The organism is Streptomyces sp. CA-294286 (assembly GCF_050947155.1).
Lineage (GTDB): Bacteria > Actinomycetota > Actinomycetes > Streptomycetales > Streptomycetaceae > Streptomyces.
Genome location: NZ_CP192005.1, coordinates 849,160 through 867,741, shown reverse-complemented (window position 1 = coordinate 867,741; position 18,582 = coordinate 849,160). Strand labels below are relative to the sequence as shown.

The 18,582-nt window shown below is 72.3% G+C and carries 16 protein-coding genes; 13 read left to right on the top strand and 3 right to left on the bottom strand.

Annotation, left to right across the window (positions count from 1 at the left end; translation table 11 throughout):
* Positions 1 to 3 precede the first annotated feature (3 nt).
* Positions 4 to 1,686 (bottom strand): AMP-binding protein, encoded by a 1,683-nt coding sequence (locus ACQPZG_RS08595; protein WP_433549314.1) that lies wholly within the window; start codon positions 1,684 to 1,686, stop codon positions 4 to 6.
* Positions 1,687 to 1,903: 217 nt separating this feature from the next.
* Between ACQPZG_RS08595 and ACQPZG_RS08590 the strand changes: the two genes are divergently transcribed.
* The 10 genes from ACQPZG_RS08590 to ACQPZG_RS08545 all read left to right on the top strand — a co-directional run bounded on the left by ACQPZG_RS08590 (position 1,904) and on the right by ACQPZG_RS08545 (position 11,433).
* Positions 1,904 to 3,055, top strand: coding sequence for an acyl-CoA dehydrogenase family protein (locus ACQPZG_RS08590; RefSeq protein WP_433545243.1), 1,152 nt, complete (start codon positions 1,904 to 1,906; stop codon positions 3,053 to 3,055).
* A complete protein-coding gene (locus ACQPZG_RS08585) occupies positions 3,052 to 3,456 on the top strand; it encodes a RidA family protein (RefSeq protein WP_433545242.1) in 405 nt (134 codons plus the stop codon). The genes ACQPZG_RS08590 and ACQPZG_RS08585 overlap by 4 nt, the downstream gene beginning before the upstream one ends.
* A 150-nt stretch (positions 3,457 to 3,606) precedes the next feature.
* Positions 3,607 to 4,833 carry an NAD(P)/FAD-dependent oxidoreductase gene (locus ACQPZG_RS08580; protein ID WP_433545241.1) on the top strand — a complete coding sequence of 409 codons (1,227 nt, stop codon included), beginning with the start codon at positions 3,607 to 3,609 and terminating at the stop codon, positions 4,831 to 4,833.
* Between the two features lie 170 nt (positions 4,834 to 5,003).
* Positions 5,004 to 5,327 (top strand): (2Fe-2S)-binding protein, encoded by a 324-nt coding sequence (locus ACQPZG_RS08575; protein WP_433545240.1) that lies wholly within the window; start codon positions 5,004 to 5,006, stop codon positions 5,325 to 5,327.
* A complete protein-coding gene (locus ACQPZG_RS08570; RefSeq protein ID WP_433545239.1) occupies positions 5,308 to 6,714 on the top strand; it encodes an NAD(P)/FAD-dependent oxidoreductase in 1,407 nt (468 codons plus the stop codon). Before ACQPZG_RS08575 ends, ACQPZG_RS08570 begins: the two co-directional genes overlap by 20 nt.
* An 81-nt stretch (positions 6,715 to 6,795) precedes the next feature.
* Entirely contained in the window at positions 6,796 to 7,707 is a 912-nt protein-coding gene (locus tag ACQPZG_RS08565; protein WP_433545238.1) for a dihydrodipicolinate synthase family protein, read from the top strand.
* Positions 7,708 to 7,750: 43 nt separating this feature from the next.
* Positions 7,751 to 8,767 (top strand): proline racemase family protein, encoded by a 1,017-nt coding sequence (locus tag ACQPZG_RS08560; protein WP_433545237.1) that lies wholly within the window; start codon positions 7,751 to 7,753, stop codon positions 8,765 to 8,767.
* 5 nt (positions 8,768 to 8,772) lie between these two features.
* Complete coding sequence (locus ACQPZG_RS08555; RefSeq protein WP_433549313.1) at positions 8,773 to 10,161, top strand: aldehyde dehydrogenase family protein; 1,389 nt, start codon at positions 8,773 to 8,775, stop codon at positions 10,159 to 10,161.
* Positions 10,162 to 10,202: 41 nt separating this feature from the next.
* Positions 10,203 to 10,922 (top strand): GntR family transcriptional regulator, encoded by a 720-nt coding sequence (locus ACQPZG_RS08550; RefSeq protein WP_433545236.1) that lies wholly within the window; start codon positions 10,203 to 10,205, stop codon positions 10,920 to 10,922.
* Between the two features lie 76 nt (positions 10,923 to 10,998).
* On the top strand, positions 10,999 to 11,433 hold the full coding sequence (locus ACQPZG_RS08545; RefSeq protein ID WP_433545235.1) for a VOC family protein: 435 nt from the start codon (positions 10,999 to 11,001) through the stop codon (positions 11,431 to 11,433).
* A 355-nt stretch (positions 11,434 to 11,788) separates the two neighbouring features.
* Here the strand turns inward: ACQPZG_RS08545 and ACQPZG_RS08540 are convergent, their stop codons facing one another.
* A complete protein-coding gene (locus ACQPZG_RS08540) occupies positions 11,789 to 13,180 on the bottom strand; it encodes an aminopeptidase P family protein (RefSeq protein WP_433545234.1) in 1,392 nt (463 codons plus the stop codon).
* A 162-nt stretch (positions 13,181 to 13,342) separates the two neighbouring features.
* Here ACQPZG_RS08540 and ACQPZG_RS08535 point away from each other — a divergent pair, with 162 nt between their 5' ends.
* A complete protein-coding gene (locus ACQPZG_RS08535; RefSeq protein WP_433545233.1) occupies positions 13,343 to 15,679 on the top strand; it encodes a collagenase in 2,337 nt (778 codons plus the stop codon).
* A gap of 212 nt (positions 15,680 to 15,891) precedes the next feature.
* Here ACQPZG_RS08535 and ACQPZG_RS08530 read toward each other — a convergent pair whose 3' ends face one another.
* Complete coding sequence (locus ACQPZG_RS08530) at positions 15,892 to 17,064, bottom strand: LmeA family phospholipid-binding protein (RefSeq protein ID WP_433545232.1); 1,173 nt, start codon at positions 17,062 to 17,064, stop codon at positions 15,892 to 15,894.
* A 390-nt stretch (positions 17,065 to 17,454) separates the two neighbouring features.
* Here ACQPZG_RS08530 and ACQPZG_RS08525 point away from each other — a divergent pair, with 390 nt between their 5' ends.
* Both ACQPZG_RS08525 and ACQPZG_RS08520 read left to right on the top strand, forming a co-directional pair.
* Positions 17,455 to 18,003: a hypothetical protein gene (locus ACQPZG_RS08525; RefSeq protein ID WP_433545231.1), complete on the top strand. Its 549-nt coding sequence runs from the start codon at positions 17,455 to 17,457 to the stop codon at positions 18,001 to 18,003.
* The gene (locus tag ACQPZG_RS08520; RefSeq protein ID WP_433545230.1) at positions 18,004 to 18,570 is read left to right on the top strand and encodes a hypothetical protein; all 567 of its coding nucleotides are present in this window, start codon (positions 18,004 to 18,006) and stop codon (positions 18,568 to 18,570) included.
* The last annotated feature ends 12 nt before the right edge of the window (positions 18,571 to 18,582 follow it).

Below are 18,582 nucleotides of genomic sequence, written 5' to 3'. Positions count from 1 at the left end.
TGATCACTGTACGTTCCCGGGGTCCGCGGGAGACCTCGGGCCATCGGTTGCCGCCGCTTCCCGCGCACCCGGCCGCCGCAACCGGAACCGTTGCAGCTTCCCCGTGGGCGTGCGCGGCAGCGCGTCCAGGAACTCGATCTCGCGCGGGCACTTGTACGGGACCAGCTCCGCCTTCACGAAGTCCCGCAGCAGCGCCACCGTCTCCTCGCTGCGCGGCACTCCCTCCCGTACCACCACGAAGGCGGACACGACCTGTCCGCGCAGGGCGTCCTCGCGGCCGACCACCGCTGCCTCCAGCACGTCGGGGTGGCGCAGCAGCGTGTCCTCCACCTCCGGGCCCGCGATGTTGTACCCGGCGGAGATGATCATGTCGTCCGCTCGTGCCACGTACCGGAAGCAGCCGTCCGCGTCGCGCACGTAGGTGTCGCCGGTGAGGTTCCAGCCGTCGCGTACGTACACCTGCTGCCGTGCGTCGGACAGGTACCGGCAGCCGACGGGCCCCCGTACGGCCAGCAGCCCCGGGACCCCGTCGGCGACTTCGGCGCCCGTCGCGTCCACCACGCGCGCGTGCCAGCCGGGGACCGGCCGGCCGGTGGTCCCGGGCCGGATCTCCTCGTCGGCGGCCGAGATGAAGATGTGCAGCAGCTCGGTCGCGCCGATGCCGTTGATGATCCGCACGCCGGTGCGCTCGAACCAGTCCCGCCAGGTGGACTCCGAAAGGTTCTCGCCCGCCGAGACGCACCGGCGCAGGGCACTCAGGTCGTAGGCGGTGGGGGACGTGAGCTCGTCCAGCATCAGCCGGTAGGCGGTCGGGGCGGTGAACAGCACCGACACCTGGTGCTCCGCCAGGGCCGGCAACAACTGCCGGGGGCCCGCCTGCTCCAGCAGCAGGGCGGACGCGCCGACCCGCAACGGGAAGATCACCAGACCACCGAGCCCGAAGGTGAAGCCGAGCGGCGGACTGCCCGTGAACACGTCGTCGGGCTCCGGCTTCAGCACGTGCCGGGAGAAGGTGTCCGCGATGGCCAGCACGTCCCGGTGGAAGTGCATGCACCCCTTGGGGCGCCCGGTCGTCCCCGACGTGAAGGCGATCAGCGCGACGTCGTCGCACGACGTCGGGACCGCCTCGTACCGCGTGGGCTTGATCGCCGCCTGCCGTACCAGGTCGTCCGGCGCGTCCCCGCCGAACAGGGTGATCCGCAGTCCGGGCACCTGCGCCTTCACCAGGTCGTCCACGGTCCGTACGTCGCACAGCGCGTGGCCGACCTGGGCGAGGTCGCAGATCGTGGCCAGTTCGGACGCCCGCTGCTGCGGCAGCACGGTCACGGCGACCGCGCCCGCCTTCAGCACGGCCAGCCAGCAGGCCACCAGCCAGGGTGTGGTGGGCCCGCGCAACAGGACGCGGTTTCCGGGAACCACGCCCAGGTCCTGGGTCAGGACGTACGCGATCTGGTCGGTGTGGTCGCGCAGTTCCCCGTACGACCACACCTCGCCGGAGAGGGTGCGCAGGGCGGGCCGGTCGGCGCGGAACTGCTCCAGGGTGCGGTCCAGGAGCTCGACGGCGCAGTTGAGGCCGACGGGGTAGTGCAGTTCCGGCAGCTCGAAGAGGAGTGCGGGCCACTGGTCGGCGGGCGGCAGGTGGTCGCGCGGAAAGGTGTCGGCGTGGGCCGAGGGGTGCAGCTCCATGGCCATGGCGGGTTGGCCCCCTTGCAGCGAGCGGTCCGGGTTGCGGCTGACGGGTCCGGTGGCGGCCGACGGACCGGTGACGGCCGACGGGCGGGGCGGGCGAGTGGTCCGGCAGTGCTGTGTTGCCGGGCGCTGTGGTGCTGGCACGGACGAGCGTATCGTGATGGTGACGACAGTCAACGGTCCGCGATAACACGCCAGATGAGAGGGGCCGCAGATGCCCGAGTTCGCGCTGGAGCCGGAGAAGGCGGAGTGGTGCGCGCAGTTGCGCGCGCTGGCTGCGGAGCGACTGCGCCCCCTTGCGGAGAAGGGGGAACCCGGTCTGCTCAACCGCCCGCTGATCGCCGCTCTGGGTGAACTCGGTCTGCTGGGACGGCTGTTCTCCGCCGGGGCGCTGGACCTGTGCCTGATGCGGGAGTCCCTCGCACACGGCTGCACGGAGGCGGAGACGGCCCTGGCGCTCCAGGGGCTGGGCGCCTCGCCGGTGGCCCGCGCCGGCAACGACGAGCAGCGCGCCCGCTGGCTGCCGGGGGTACGGGCCGGCCGTACCGTCGCCGCGTTCGCGCTGAGCGAGCCGGGGGCCGGGTCGGACGCCGCGTCGCTCGCCCTGCGGGCCGAGCCCGTGACCGGCACTGCGGGGAGCGGGGGACCCGCGGCGGCCGGGGGAGGCGGCTGGCGGCTCAGCGGGGAGAAGTGCTGGATCTCCAACGCGCCGCACGCCGACTTCTACACCGTCTTCGCCCGCACCACCCCGGGCGCGGGCGCGCGCGGCGTCACCGCGTTCCTCGTTCCCGCGGACCGTCCGGGACTGACCGGTGCCGCGCTCGACATGCTGTCCCCGCACCCCATCGGCAGCCTGGCCTTCGACGGCGTCCACGTCACCGAGGCCGACGTCATCGGAACACCGGACCGCGGATTCCGCGTCGCCATGGACACCCTCAACCTCTTCCGGCCGAGCGTGGGCGCCTTCGCCGTCGGCATGGCGCAGGCCGCACTCGACGCGACACTCGCCCACACCGCCGGACGCACCGCGTTCGGCGGACCGTTGAAGGACCTCCAGTCCGTGGCACACCGGGTCGCCGAGATGGCCACCCGCACGGAAGCGGCCCGGCTGCTCGTCTACGCGGCGGCGGCCGCGTACGACAGGAACGAACCGCAGGTGCCCAAGAGTTCCGCCATGGCGAAGCTCTTCGCCACCGAGACCGCACAGTTCGTCGTGGACGCGGCCGTCCAACTGCACGGCGCCCGCGCCCTCCAGCGCGGTCACCTCCTCGAACACCTCTACCGGGAGGTGCGCGCCCCCCGCATCTACGAGGGCGCGACCGAGGTCCAGCGCACCATCATCGCGAAGGAGCTGTACGCCCGATGACCTCCCTCAAGCGCCACAACCCCGCCGAACTCTCCCCGCCCACCGGCTTCTCGCACGCCGTCAGCGTGGCGGCGAGCGGGTCGCGGCTGGTCTTCCTCGCCGGACAGACCGCGCTCGACGGGGCGGGAAAGGTGGTCGGCACGACGTTGCCCGAGCAGTTCGAGACGGCACTCGGCAATCTGCTGGGCGCGCTCGCCGCGGCCGGTGGCGCTCCCGGCGACCTCGCCCGGGTGACCGTCTACGCGACGGACGTCGCCGACTACCGCGAGCACGCGGCCGAACTGGGAGACGTCTGGCGCCGGTTGGCGGGCCGGGACTACCCGGCGATGGCGGTGGTGGGCGTGGTCCGGCTCTGGGACGAGCAGGCGCTCGTGGAGCTGGACGGCATCGCCGTGCTGTGACGGCGGGCACGATGCCGACGGGGTGACTCGGGCAGGCCGTCGCCGTCCCCGTATCCCGGAAGCGGCGCCACTGCCGTGCCCGAAACGCGGGCGGGGCGCGGGAAGTTCGGGTCCCTTGGCAGACACGGTGTCGTGTGACATATTACTGCCGTGTTCACGAGACGCGTCTTCGATGTGGTCGTCGTCGGGGCCGGAGTGGTCGGCGCGGCCTGCGCCTTCTACGCCTCCCGCTCCGGGCTCTCCGTCGCAGTGGTCGACCGGGGCCCGGTCGCGGGCGGAACCACCGGCGCCGGCGAAGGCAACCTGCTCGTCTCCGACAAGGAGCCGGGCCCCGAACTCGGCCTCGCGCTGCTGTCCACGAGACTGTGGCGCGAGCTCGCCGAGGAGTTCCCGGGAGCGTTCGAGTACGAAGCGAAGGGCGGCCTCGTGGTCGCCTCGCAGCAGGACGGGCTGGCGGCGCTCCGCACCTTCGCGGCGGCCCAGGCGGCGGCGGGCGTGAAGTGCGAGGAGGTCCCGCACCTCGCCGACCTGGAACCGCACCTCGCCCCCGGGCTCGCGGGCGGAGTCCGCTACCCGCAGGACGCCCAGGTCCAGCCCGCCCTGGCCGCCGCCCACCTCCTGAAGGCGTCCGGGGCCGGGCTGCGGCTGGGCGAGGAGGTCATCGGCGTCCTGCGCGACCCGTACGGCGCGGTACGCGGAGTGCGCACGCCGCGCGGCGACCTCCTGGCGCCCGCGGTCGTCAACGCCGCCGGTACGTGGGGCGGGCAGCTCGCCGAACTCGCCGGGACGTCGCTGCCCGTCCTGCCCCGGCGCGGATTCGTCCTCGTCACCGAGCCGCTGCCGCGGGTCGTACGGCACAAGGTGTACGCGGCGGACTACGTGGCCGACGTGGCGAGCGGGTCCGCGGCACTCCAGACGTCGGCGGTGGTCGAGGGGACGGCGGCCGGGCCGGTGCTGATCGGGGCGAGCAGGGAGCGCGTCGGGTTCGACAGGTCGCTCTCGACGGAAGTGCTGGGGAAGCTGGCGCGACAGGCCCAGGAACTGTTCCCGGTGCTGCGGGAGGTGCGGGTGATGCGCGCCTACCACGGGTTCCGGCCGTACCTGCCCGACCACCTCCCGGCGATCGGGGCGGACGGGCGGGTACCGGGGCTGTGGCACGCCTGCGGGCACGAGGGGGCGGGCGTCGGGCTCGCCCCGGCGACGGGAGCGTTGATCGCCGAGGGGCTCGCCGCAAGCGGTGGAGAACTCACCGGCGGGGCGGTGGACGTCCGGGCCTTCCGGCCGGAGAGGTTCGGGCCGGGGCCGCCCCGGCCCGGCCCTCCCGACGCCGGAGCGCTGCCCTCCGGACCCGGCCCGGCGGCCGCGCCGCCCACTTGACGTCACCGTACGAAAGCGCCGGACGAGCGGGCTGTCCCCACCCCGCCCGCAAGCCCCGCGGACAAGCCCTCCGTGCCGGTCCCCGCGGACAAGCCCTCTGTCAGTCCCCGCGCGCGAGCCCTGCGCGTCGGTCCTCCGCATGAGCCCGACCCGATGAAGGAGTCCGAACCGTGTTCCGTTCCCGTCGCAGTCCCCTCGGGCTGGCCCGTGCCACCCCCGGCGCCCCGTTCGACATCACCCTCGACGGGCGTCCGGTGCCCGCGTTCGACGGGCAGAGCGTGGCCGCGGCGCTGTGGGCGGACGGGGTGCTCTCCTGGCGGACCACGCGCGGGACCGGGAGGCCGCGCGGGGCGTTCTGCGCCATCGGATCCTGCTACGACTGCCTCGCGAGCATCAACTCCGTCCCCAACCAGCGTGCCTGTCTCGTTCCCGCCCGGCCGGGCGACGCCGTCACCACCCAGGAAGGACACGGACGTGCCGATCTCGCCGTCTGAGGAGCAGGGGCCGTACGACCTCGCCGTCGTCGGCGCGGGGCCCGCCGGGCTCGCCGCCGCCGTCACCGCCGCCCGCCTCGGGCTGCACGTCGCCCTCGTGGACGCGGCCCCCCGCGTCGGAGGCCAGTTCTACCGGCAGCCGGCGGCCGGGCTGCGCGCGCGGCGACCCGAAGCACTGCACCACTCCTGGTCCGCCTTCGCCCGGCGCGCCGCGCAACTGGACGTGCACACGGCCGCCGGACGGATCCGGCATCTCGCCGAGCACCACGTCTGGGCCGTCACCGGCGAGGCGGGGGAGTGGACCGTGCACGCGGCGCGCGGGCCGGACGGGAGCGGCGCGACGGTCGTCGTCCGGGCCCGCAAGGCACTGCTCGCCACCGGCGCCTACGAACGCCAACTCCCCTTCCCCGGCTGGACGCTGCCAGGGGTCGTCGGCGCCGGGGGCGCGCAGGCGCTGCTCAAGGGCGGGCTGGTGCTGCCGGGCCGCCGGATCGTCGTCGCCGGGAGCGGGCCGCTGCTCCTCGCCGTCGCCGGATCGCTCGCCGCCGCGGGCGCGGAGGTGCCGGTCGTCGTCGAGGCGAGCGGCTACGGAGGATACGCCCGCCGTCCGGGCGTGCTCGCCGCCAACCCCGGCAAGCTCGCGGAGGCCGCGGTGCACGCGGCCGCCCTCGCCCGGCACGGGATACGGGTACGTACCCGCAGCGCGGTGACCGAGGTGCACGGCGGCACGCGCGTCGAGGCGGTGACCGTCACGCGGCTGGACGAGGACTGGCGGGCGGTGCCCGGGACCGGGGTGCGGATCCCGTGCGACGTGCTGGCCGTCGGGCACGGGCTGCTGCCACAGGTGGAGTTGGCGACCGGCGCGGGCTGCGCCACCCGCCGCACCCCGGACGGCGCGCACGCCCTGGTCGTCGACGGCAGGCAGCGCACCACCGTCCCCGGGCTGTGGTCCGCCGGGGAGACCGGGGGAGTGGGAGGCGCGGAACTGGCATTGCTGGAGGGGGAACTGGCGGCGCGTGACATCGCCGGAAGTCGTGAGGGAGCGGCCTCCCTGGTGCGCCGTCGCCACCGGCTCCGCAGCTTCGGTGAAGCCATGGCCGCCGCCCACGCCCCCGGGCCGGGCTGGTCGGAGTGGTTGCGGGACGACACCGAGGTCTGCCGGTGCGAAGAAGTCACCACGAGCCGGGTGCGGGAGGCCGTGGACGAACTCGGGGCACGGGACGTCCGTACGGTCAAACTCCTCACCCGCGCCGGAATGGGGTGGTGCCAGGGACGGATGTGCGGGCCCGCGGTCGCCTGCCTCGCCGGCACGGGCGCGTCCCCCGACCGACGCCCCCTCGCCTGCCCGATCACCCTGGGCGCCCTGACCGAACTCGCGGACGGGTGAGGGCAGTTCTCGCCCCGTGGCTCTTGCGGGGTTCGTACGCCATTCAGTAAAATGTCACACACCACATTAGGGAGTCCCCACATGAACACGACGTTCGGCGCCGGTGACCGTCGCCGCCCCTGGCACGGCATCATGGTCGCCACCACCCTCCCCTTCCGCGACGACCTCACCGTCGACCACGACGCGTACGCCGCCCAGGTTTCCCGCCTCCTCGCGGAGGGCTGCGACGGCGTCGTGCCCAACGGCTCCCTCGGCGAGTACCAGACGCTCACCGACGAGGAGCGCACCCAGGTCGTCCGTACCGCCGTCGACGTCGCGGGCGGTGACCGGGTGATGCCGGGAGTCGCCGCGTACGGCAGCGCCGCATCGCGACGCTGGGCCGAACAGGCGGCCCGCGCCGGCGCCGGGTCCGTCCTCCTCCTGCCGCCCAACGCCTTCAAGGCGGACGCCGGCGCGGTACGCGCGCACTACGCCGAGGTCGCCCGGGTCGGCGTCCCCGTCGTCGCGTACAACAACCCCTTCGACACCAAGGTCGACCTGACGCCCGAGCTACTGGCCGCCCTCCACGCCGACGGCAGCATCGTGGCCGTGAAGGAGTTCAGCGGTGACGTCCGCCGGGCCTACGAGATAGCCGAACTCGCGCCTCAGCTCGACCTGTTGATCGGCGCCGACGACGTCCTGCTCGAACTCGCCCTCGCCGGGGCGGTCGGCTGGATCGCCGGATACCCCAACGCGCTGCCCGCCTCCTCCGTCGCCCTCTACCGGGCTGCCGTCGCCGGTGACCTCGACACCGCGCTGCCCCTCTACCGTGCCCTCCACCCGCTGCTGCGCTGGGACTCCAAGACCGAGTTCGTACAGGCGATCAAGCTCTCCATGGACCTCGCGGGACAGCACGGCGGCCCCACCCGGCCGCCGCGTTTCCCCCTCCCTGCCGAGCAGGAAGCCGTGGTCCGCGCGGTCACCGAGAAGCTCCTCGCCGACGGTCACCGCTGACCGCCGCCCGGACAGACGTCAACCCGCACCCACGGAGGCCGACTTGCGCACCCGACACGTCTTCCACGCCGTCGACTCCCACACCGAGGGCATGCCCACCCGGGTCATCACCGGCGGGGTCGGCACCATCCCCGGCGCCACCATGGCGGAGCGGCGACTGCACTTCGCCGAGCACCGCGACGCCGTCCGCACCCTCCTGATGTACGAGCCGCGCGGGCACGCCTCGATGAGCGGCGCGATACTCCAGCCGCCGACCCGGCCCGACGCCGACTACGGAGTCCTGTTCATCGAGGTGTCCGGCACCCTCCCCATGTGCGGCCACGGCACCATCGGCGTCGCCACCGTCCTCGTCGAGACCGGCATGGTCGAGGTCCACGAGCCCGTCACCACCGTCCGTCTCGACACCCCCGCGGGGCTCGTCTCCGTCGACGTCCAGATCGAGGACGGGGCCGCCACCGCCGTCACCCTCACCAACGTCCCCGCCTTCAGCGTCGCCCTCGACCGCAAGATCGAAGTACCCGGACTGGGCACGCTCACCTACGACTTGGCCTACGGCGGCAACTTCTACGCCTTCGTGCCGCTGGAGACCGTCGGCCCGGACGGCATCGACTTCGACCGCGCCCGCAAGGACGACATCCTCGCCGCCGGACTCGCCCTGATGGACGCCGTCAACGCCTCCGCCGACCACCGCCCCGTGCACCCCGAGGACACCCGCATCGGCGGTCTCAAGCACGTCTACTTCGCCGCCCCCGGCTCGGACGCCGTCCGCTCACGGCACGCGATGGCCATCCACCCCGGCTGGTTCGACCGCTCGCCGTGCGGCACCGGCACCTCCGCCCGCATGGCACAGCTGCACGCACGCGGCGAACTGCCCCTGGACCGCGACTTCGTCAACGAGTCCTTCATCGGCACGCGGTTCACCGGCCGCCTCGTCGACACCACGACCGTAGGCGAACTCCCCGCAGTCGTCCCCACCGTCACCGGCCGCGCCTGGATCACCGGCACCGCCCAGTACTTCCTCGACCCCACCGACCCCTTCCCCGGAGGATTCCTCCTGTGACCGGCATGCCGACGGACGCCTCCCGGATCGTCTCCCGCAACCCCGCCGACCCCGCCGACATCGTCTGCGACCTGCCCGCCACCGGGGCCTGGGCGACCGTGGAGGCCGCCGACCGGGGCCGGGACGCCCACCGCGCCTGGTACGCGGCCGGGGCCGCCGCCCGCTCCTCGGCGCTCACGGCCGCCGCCCACGCGGTGGAGGAGGCCGCCGACGAACTGGCGGACCTGGCCGTGCGCGAGGTGGGGAAACCCCTCACCGAGGCGCGCGCCGAGGTGTCCCGTACCGTCACGATCCTCCGCTACTACGCCCAACTGCCGTACGACGCGACCGGATCGGTGCACGAGCCCGCCGCCGGCACGGGACTGCTCCTCACCCGCCGCAGGCCCCGCGGAGTGGCCGGGCTGATCACCCCGTGGAACTTCCCGTACGCCATCCCCGTCTGGAAGGCCGCGCCCGCGCTCGCCGCCGGGAACGCCGTCGTACTCAAACCCGCCCCCGAGGCCACGGCCTGCGCCCTGCGCCTGACCGAACTCTTCCAACAGGTTCTGCCCGACGGGGTGTTCGCCCTCGTGCCGGGCCGCGCCCCGGAGGGCAACGCACTGGTCACCGCCGTGGACGCCGTCTCGTTCACCGGCTCCACCCTCACCGGCGGTGCGGTCGTCCGCACCGCCACCGCGCGCGGCATCCCCGTCCAGGCCGAGACCGGCGGCCTCAACGCCGCGCTCGTCCTGCCCGACGCCGACCCGGCACGCGCCGCCGCCCACATCGCCGCCGCCATCGCCGGGTACGCCGGTCAGAAGTGCACCGCGACCAGCCGCGTCATCGCCGTCGGCGGCGCACTGGGCCCGCTGCGCGACGCGCTGGCCGACGCACTGCGCGCGATCCCGGCGGCCGACCCCTCCCGGCCGGCCACCGTGTGCGGCCCGCTGATCTCCGAACAGGCCCGCGAGAAGGTGCTGGCCGCCGGACATGACCTCGCCCTGCTGGCAGGCGGCAAGCGCGGGGACGGACCGGGCTGGTACGCCGAACCGACCCTCGTCGAGCAGGTGCCGTCCGGGCACCCGCTCCTGCGCGAAGAGGTCTTCGGGCCCATCGCCGTCCTCCTGCACGCCGACGACCTCGGCCGGGCGGTGCGGATGACCAACTCCGTCACGTACGGGCTCGTCACCTCCGTCCACACCGCGGACCTGGACGCGGCCCTGCACGGACTCGACGGCCTCGACACCGGCATGATCCGCGTCAACGCCCCTTCCACCGGCGTCGACTTCCACCTCCCGTTCGGCGGCACGAAGTCCTCCAGCCACGGCCCGCGCGAACAGGGCCGCAGCGCGCCGGACTTCTACACCTCCACCCGCACCTACGCACTCCACCGGGCGACCGACAGCACAACGTGACATTGTACGCTGGGCGGTCCGTAGCAACCCGGAGGGCCGCCATGGGCGAACTCAAGCAACAACGTCACCTGATCACCGCCCAGGAGCGGCTGCGCGACCAGGTCGCGAACGCCCTGCGCGCGGCACTCATCGCGGGCGAACTCCGGCCGGGCTCGGTCTACTCGGCACCCGGCCTCGCGACCGATTTCGGCGTCTCCGCGACGCCCGTGCGCGAGGCGATGCTCGACCTGGCCAGGGAGGGTCTGGTCGAGCCCGTACGGAACAAGGGCTTCCGGATCACCGAGGTCAGCGAACGCGACCTCGACCAGTACGCCGAGATCCGCGCCCTCATCGAGGTGCCCGTCGTCGGCCGGGTGACCCGGACCGCCACGCGCGAGCAACTGGAGGCGCTGCGTCCGGACGCCGAGCAGATCGTCGCCGCCGCGCGCGAGCACGACCTCATCGGCTACCTGGAGGCCGATCGCCGCTTCCACCTCACCCTGCTCGGTCTCGCTGGCAACGAACGGCTGGTCGAAACCGTCGGTGACCTGCGCAAACGATCCCGCCTCTACGGCCTGACCCGGCTCGACGAGCGCAACGAGCTGCTGCCGTCGGCCGAGGAGCACATCGAGCTGCTCGACCTCATGCTGACCGGCGACGTGGCGGCGGCGGAGGCGTGCATGGCCCGCCATCTCGGGCACGTGCGGTCACTGTGGGCGCAGGCCCGCGACGAACCGGTGGAACCGAGCCGACCGACCGCCCGGAAGCTGGGCGTCCGCTAGCGGGCGAGGCGTCGGCGCACCAGGATGGGGAGGTCCGAGTCAGCACCCGGCAGTGCCGGGCAACGGAGGGTCGTCCATGGAGTACACGCTCGAAGTCGTCATCGTCCCCGTGAGTGATCTGGACCGCGCGAAGGACTTCTACGCCGAGAAGTGCGGGTTCACGGTCGACGTCGACATGCAGATGGGGGAGTCGGCGCGGGTCGTCCAGCTCACCCCGCCCGGGTCCCGCTGCTCGATCGCGCTGACGCAGGGGATGGCACCGCCCGCCGAGTGGGTCACTCCGACGGAGCCGGGCGCGCTCCAGGGCCTCCAGCTCTGCGTGGTCGACGTGGAGGCCGCACGAGAGGAACTGGCGGGACGGGGCGTGGAAGTGAGCCCGGTGATGCATCTGGGGGAGAAGGGCTGGACGGAGGGGAAGGGCGACACCTGGAACTCGTGGGCCTACTTCAAGGACCCGGACGGGAACGGCTGGGTGATGCAGGAGGTCCCGTCGCCGCTCGCGCAGCGGTAGTCGTAGTGCCGGTGCCGGTGCCGGTGCCGGTGTCGTCGCCGACGCCGTTGTGGTGGCTGACGCGGCGCAGGTGACGCGGAGCCGGAGTGCCCGAGCAGCCTGGGCCTCCGGCCCGGCGGGCCGGTCTGCGGGGGAGCGGTTCCGTCTGTGCCGACGCCGCCGGTCACCGTCACAGCGCCCGGGTCGCCGGACCTTCCCACCTTGCCCGAGTCGGCGGTAAACCTCCCGACTCTGTCCGACCCACCTGTTGCGTCCGCAGTGCCCGCCCCCCTCCCGTCATGTCCGCAGTGCCCGACCCACCTGTTGCGTCCGCAGTGCCTGCCCCCCGTCAAGCCGTCAGCGCCCGACCCACCCGTCACCCCAACAGCGCCCCCATCCACTCCTCCACCGCAACCGCGTCCCTCGGCAACGCCCCGGACAGCAGCCGTGCGCCTTCGCTCGTGATCACCAGGTCGTCCTCGATCCGCACCCCGATCCCCCTCAGCTCCCGCGGCAGCGTCTCGTCGTCGGGCTGGAGGTAGAGGCCCGGTTCCACCGTGAGGACCTGACCCTCCTCCAGCACCCCGTCCAGATACTGCTCGGCGCGGGCCTGCGCGCAGTCGTGCACGTCCAGCCCCAGCATGTGACCCGAGCTGCACAGCGTGTACCTGCGGTGCAGTCCGCTGTCCGCGCGCAGCGACTCGCGCGCCGGCACCGGCAGCACGCCCCAGTCCGCCAGCCCCTCGGCGAGCACCCGTGAGCACTCCAGGTGGAAGTCGCGGAAACTGGCCCCCGGCTTCAGGGCGGCGATGCCCGCGTCCTGGGCCGCCAGCACCAGGTCGTACACCTGCCGCTGGACGGGGGAGAACCGTCCGGACAGCGGCAGCGTGCGGGTGACGTCGGCGGCGTACAGGCTGTCGGTCTCCACGCCCGCGTCCAGCAGGAGGAGTTGGCCGGGGTCGAGCGGCCCGTCGTTGCGTATCCAGTGCAGGACGCAGGCGTGCGCGCCGGAGGCGGCGATCGTGTCGTACGCGGTGCCGTTGCCCTCGGCGCGGGCGCGCAGGCCGAAGACGCCCTCGATCCAGCGTTCGCCGCGCGGATGGCGAAGGGCCGTCGGCAGCGCGCGTACGACATCCTCGAACCCGGTCACCGTGTGGTCGACCGCCAGCTGGATCTGCTCCACCTCCCAGGCGTCCTTCACCAGCCGCAACTCGCTGAGGAACGACGTCAGTTCCGGGTCGTGGCCCGCGTGACGCGCTCCGTGCGCCGGTGCGAAGCCGTCCAGGTGGGCGCACCGGACGCCGGTCAGCCGCGTGGCCTCCGCGAGGTCGGGTCGACGGCCCACCCAGAACTCGCCGTACCTGCGGTCCCGGAAGAACTCGCCGCGCCCCTCCCCGCGTCCGCCGTCGCGCGGCGAGCGAGGGCGCACGTACAGGACCGCCTCGCCGTCCGGCTCGATCACCAGCACGTGACCCGGTTGGTCCTCGCCGGTCAGACCGGTGAGCCAGGCGTACGCGCTGTACGGCCGGAAGCGGTGGTCGCAGTCGTTGGAGCGGACCTTCAACTTCCCAGCTCGGATGACGAGTTGCTGGCCGGGGAAGCGGGCGGCCAGCCGGGCGCGACGGCCCGCGAAGTGCGCGAAACCGGGCACCCGGTCGCCGACCGGGGCGGGAGTCGGCGCCCAGTGGCCGCCCATGTAGGTGTCGAGTGCGGGCGATACCGGCAGATCGTGGCTGACGGTGCGGAGTTCGGCGGGCTGCGAGGTCACGTTTTCGCCTCCGGGGACAGGAGAGTTGTCTGAAGTCTTGTCAGTGCAATTTCACATTACTATGTTACGGGTCACACCTCGGGGGTGGAGCCGACGGAAACCGTCCGCCCCGCCCCCTCAACTCCCCACACAGATCCGGAGATCCAGGTGTCACACCCGCGTATGCCGCGCAGGATTCTGCTGGCCGCAACTCTCTCCACCGCCCTCGTCATGCCGGTCGCCCAGTCCGCCCAGGCCGCGCCCCTGCCGCCCGCAGCGAACGCCTCCTCCGACGCCGCCCGCCAGCCGCAGCCCCGTGCGGCCCAGGCCGACGTCAACCCCTTCGACGAGGTGGAACGCCTCGCCACGGCCCCCAGGACGGCGAACAAGGTTCCGGTGCCGCGCTCCATCACCCAGGAAGGACGTGTACCGGGCACCCAGAGCGAGGGCGCACCCGCCGAGAGATCCGCCGCGCACAGATCCCTGCGCGCGGCCGGGGTGCCCTGCACCCTCGACGGCATCACCCGTCTCGGCCCCGAGCAGTTCGCCGACTTCCTCGCCGACCCGGCCGTGACCGCCGACGGCTGCATGCGCGATCTCATCTGGACCTGGGACGCCCGCCTCGCACCCGTCATGTCCGACGCGCACGTGCAGGCCGTCGCCCGGCGCATCACCAGCCTGGCCCCCTCGCACGACGGCAGGAACTCCAGCCACCTGTACGAGATGTTCACCTACCTGCACGCGGTGGCCTACCACGACTTCTCGCGCGACGAGATCGACACCACCGACACGCCGACCGTGGAGACGGTGCGCCGCGCGATCAACGCCTACGGCACCGCCGCCCGCACCTTCGACGTCACCAAGGCCAACGCCAACACCCTGCGCGAGGCGCTCTACGCCGCCGGCCCCGGCCTGCGCCACTCGCAACTGGGTCTGATCCGCAAGGTGCTGGCCACCATGGACCAGTACCACAACACGCAGTACGCGGACCCGGCCTGGGGCGGCGCCGCGCTGGCCGCGCTGTCGACGAACTACCTCGGCGTCTACCCCGGAAACCAGGACACCGCGTTCCACAACGTCGTCAGGCAGAACGCCCAGTACCGCGAGTCCTTCAAGAAGTTCGCCGGCTACACCCACCTCAAGGGCACCCCCAACGAGTGGGTGGTGCGCGACGCGCTCAGCGAGTACGCCCGCTTCGGCCAGATCGACGGCCTCAAGGAGTCCATAGTCGCCGACCTCGGCCCCCTGCTGGCCACCACCAAGCAGAACTTCGGCGAGGGCAGCCAGCCCTGGGCGAAGGTCGCCTCCTGGCTCAACACCTACGGCGCGTGCAAGCAGTACGGGGTGTGCAAGGAGGACATCGAGAAGAAGATCTTCCCGTACACCTACGTCTACGACAACGGAGCCATCAAGGTCCGCACCGGCCTCAGCCGCGCCACCGTCGACCAGCTGTACTACGCCTCCAAGCAGGTCAAGGCCCAGTTCCACCGGGTGCTCGGCACCACCGAACCGCTCGCCGGCGACACCAACGCCACCCTCAACATCGTCCTGTACGGCTCGCGCGCGGACTACGAGAACTACCACCCGCTGCTCACCGGCATGGACACGAACAACGGCGGCATCTACATCGAGAAGGGCGCCACCTTCTACACCTACCAGCGGCGCGTCCCGCAGGACTCCTCGCTCACCCTCGAAGAGCTGTTCCGCCACGAGTACGTCCACTACCTCAACGGACGCTTCGCCGTGCACGGTTCGTTCGGCGAGGGCCCCTGGTACCAGAACGACCGCACCACCGCCATGGACGAGGGAACGGGCGAGTTCTTCGACGGAGCGACCCGCGACGACGGCGTCGCCGTCCGCAAGTCGCTGGTGAAGAGCATCATCGCCGACACCTCGCGCGGCGGGCCGCGCATGACGGTCGACCAGATCCTGCACGCCACCTACGACCGCGACGGCTTCCGGTTCTACTCGTACGCCGGCACCTTCTTCCAGTACCTGTGGCGCGACCACCCGGCCAAGCTCCAGGAGATGTACCGGCACCTGCGCGCCAACGACCCGGCCGCCTTCGACGCCTGGCGCAAGAAGCAGGGCTCGGACGCCGGTCTCCAGCGCGCATACGACGCGTTCCTCGACCGGCAGATCGCGATCGTCGACGAGCTCTTCGTCCCCGACACCCAGTACACGCCCAACGGATCGCTGAAGTACGCGGGTGTCGGTGAGGTGCAGGCCGCGTTCAAGTCGGCCACCTCCGTGGACACCACCTGCAAGGACGACGGCGGCAAGGAACTCGGCCGCTTCGTCTGCACCGGCCGCTTCACCGCGAACCTGGGCAACGCCGAAGACCCCGGCCAGGTGTTCAAGGACATGTCCGAGTCGGTCGACTACTTCATCCTCGACCGCTCGGGTGCCGCCGCGAACAACCTCGCCGACATGAACTGCTCCTTCGGCGAGGTCGACGTCTGGACCAACGGCAGGGCAGGCAGCGCGGACTACGTGTGCGAGGGCCCGCTGCGCCGCTAGCAACTCCCGTACGAGGAGCCGCACCAGGGCGCGAACCGTACGGAGGACAGGGGAGAGCCCCGGGGCAGACACCCCGGGGCTCTCTCGTGGGCCGGTGCGGCACGCCGCGCAGGAAGGGGGCGACGGGCGCGCGGCGAGGGGCGGGGACGGGGAGCGACGCATCGCCTCCGGCCACGCACTTCCTACTCCGTCGCCGCAGGGCGCACCGGCGCCTAAGCCCCGGCCGCCACGTCGCCGAAGGTCAATCCCGAGCCGCCCAGGTCCGCGCGGATGCCCTCCGGCTCGACCTTGATCTCCCGGAGCCGCAGCTCGGCCGGAGCCGCCGGCAGCCGGAAGGACATCGACAGCCTCTCCGAAAGCTCGGGCGGCCGCATCGCCAACAGCGAGGCGATCAACTTCGGATCGATGCCGACCTTCTCCAGCAGCCACGGGTGTTCGCTCACCACGTCCACCAGGTTGAGGCCCATCAGCTGCTTCACGAACTGCGGCGACCCGGTCAGCCTGTGCAGCTCCGCGTCACTCCTCAGCGCCTTCCCCACCCATTCCTGCGGGACGCCCAGACGCTCCACCACCGCCGGAACGGCCAGCATCGCCTTGATCCGCTCGCCCTGCCGGGCCAGTGCCTCCGCTGCCTGCGGGTGCAGCCGCAGGCCGGAGGTGGCCCGGTCCTTGCCCGGCCGGTACGTCACGATGCCGGGCAGGTCGACCCGCATCCGGTCGACGGTGGTCGTCACCGCCCGGTCGCCGTCCCGTCCGACGTGCGCCTCGGCGCTGATCAGCACCTTCGCGCCGAGGATCGGCAGTTCGCCGCTGATGTTGATCCGGTCGTCACCGTCCCTCCGGAACTTCGCCTGAGACGCGCCGAGTTCGCGGTTCAGGTCGTCGAAGGAGAGCAGTACGTCACCCTCGACGCTGCCGATGACGGCCCCCTGGAGGGACGAGGGCAGATCGCCGACGATGCTGACGTCGCGCGCGGTGGCCCGTACCTCCGCGATCGACACCCGGTCGGCATCGACGTCGGGCACGGCCACGTCGACCCGCTCAAGTCGCTTGGCGAAGACCTGGGTGAGAAAGGGGAAGCCGTGGATGTCGACCTCGGGAGCCGTCGCCAGCTTCATCGACTTCTTCAACTGGTCCTCGGCCTTGTCCTGCGCGTACATCACGGCGAACCGGTCCGCGAGCAGGAGGAAAGCCATGATCACCACACAGGTGACGGCCGCTTTGAGGGCGCCGGGTATCGCCCCGAAGCGGCTCCTGCCGCGGTGGTTGGGGGGTTTCCACTCCTCGTCCTCGTCGTCGCGGTCCGACTTCAGGCCGAGACCGAGAAGCCTCTCGTCCGGCTCGTAGGCCGCGTAGTCCGGCTCGGGCGGGGCCAGAAGGGCCAACTCTTCGTATGGATTGTATGGTTTCGTCGGATTGTTCACATGGTTCCGTATGTGGGGGGATTCGGCGTTCGGTTCCCTGCGCGTGGGGGGTCGCATCAGCTCATCCCACCATGTGAACCACCTTCGAACGCAAGCTCGACGACCGCTTCGGGGGGATGTGCCGGGTTCTGCGGACGCGTCACGTCGGCCGGTCGTGAGCGTGGTGCGGGCGGGCCGTCGCGGAGGTCTGCGCCCGTGTCCGTCGCCCCCGGGCTTCCTCGGTGTCCATGCCCGCGGCCGCCCCGCCCGGCGACCGGCCACCGTGTCGAGCGAGCAACTCCGTTTCATGGCAACGTCGTTACCGGGTACACGTGCCACTTCTACCCGTCTGCGGAACGTGAGGAGTGCCCGATGCGTCAGGCCCTGGAACGGCTCGACCGTCACCTGTGGGTGTACGCCCTGCTGAGCTGGCTGTCCGCCACCGGGGTGCTGGTCCTGCTCAGCCCCGATCGGTCGCTTCTGAGCGCCGCCATACGGGCGGCCGGCATGACGGCGATCGCGATGGGCATCCTGACCTACCGCCGACGGAAGGACAGCAGGGCGATGGGAACCGGGGAGGACCGGATGCTCTCCCGGGACCGGCAGCTCCAACGAGGCGAGGTGCCGAAGGACGAGGCCGGACGCGAGGAAATGCGACGACTCGTGGCGAAGCGCCGGCACACCTCGCGGCACCTGAAGTGGCTGCTGCCCCTGTGGTGTCTGATGACGGGCGGCATCGCGGTGCTCATGCTGGCGGGACCGCTGGGCACCCGGTACGCCTGGGCGGGTGCGGGCGTCGTCGTCTTCATCGCCTGGTTCCTCTGGATGGCGTGGCGTACCCGGACCCGGCTGAGCGCCATGGAGGAAGCGCTGGGCGCGGCTCCGTCCGCCGACGAACCCGGGCGCGCGGGGCGAAGGTAGATGCCGGACGCATCCTCCCGCACCCCGAGCGTGTTGCGGCGCGCCACCGCGTGGCTGAACGACCGCCCGTGGCTGTACCTGGTGGCGGCCTGGGCCGTCGTGCTGCTGGTGTACGGGGCGGTCGCCTCGACGTCGCCCTGGACGCGGGGGTCCCTGGCGGGTGTCCTGGCCGGCCTGACGTCGGCGGGTGTGAGCCTCTACCGGAGCCATCGCGAGGCCAGGGCAAGCGGGGTGTCCTCATCCGAACTCGCGCGGCTCGACAAGCGGCTGAAACGCGGTGAGGTGCCCGACCGCCCACAGGACCGGGAGGCCATGCGTGTCCTGGTCGCCGGGCGCCGCCGTCGCATGCGGGACCGGAGATGGGTGGTTCCGGTCTTCTTCGTCCTCCTGGCCGGTATCGGCGTGGCGTCCCTGAGGGTGGTGGAACCCCCGTACTCCGTGCTCGGCCTTCTGATCTGGTGCGGCCTCGCCGTCTTCCTGGTCACGGAGAACCGGCGCCTGCGATCCCGCCTGGACCGCATGCACCGTGCCCTGACGGCCGACCCGCCCGGAGCGCCGCACGACTAGCACCGCCAGGAG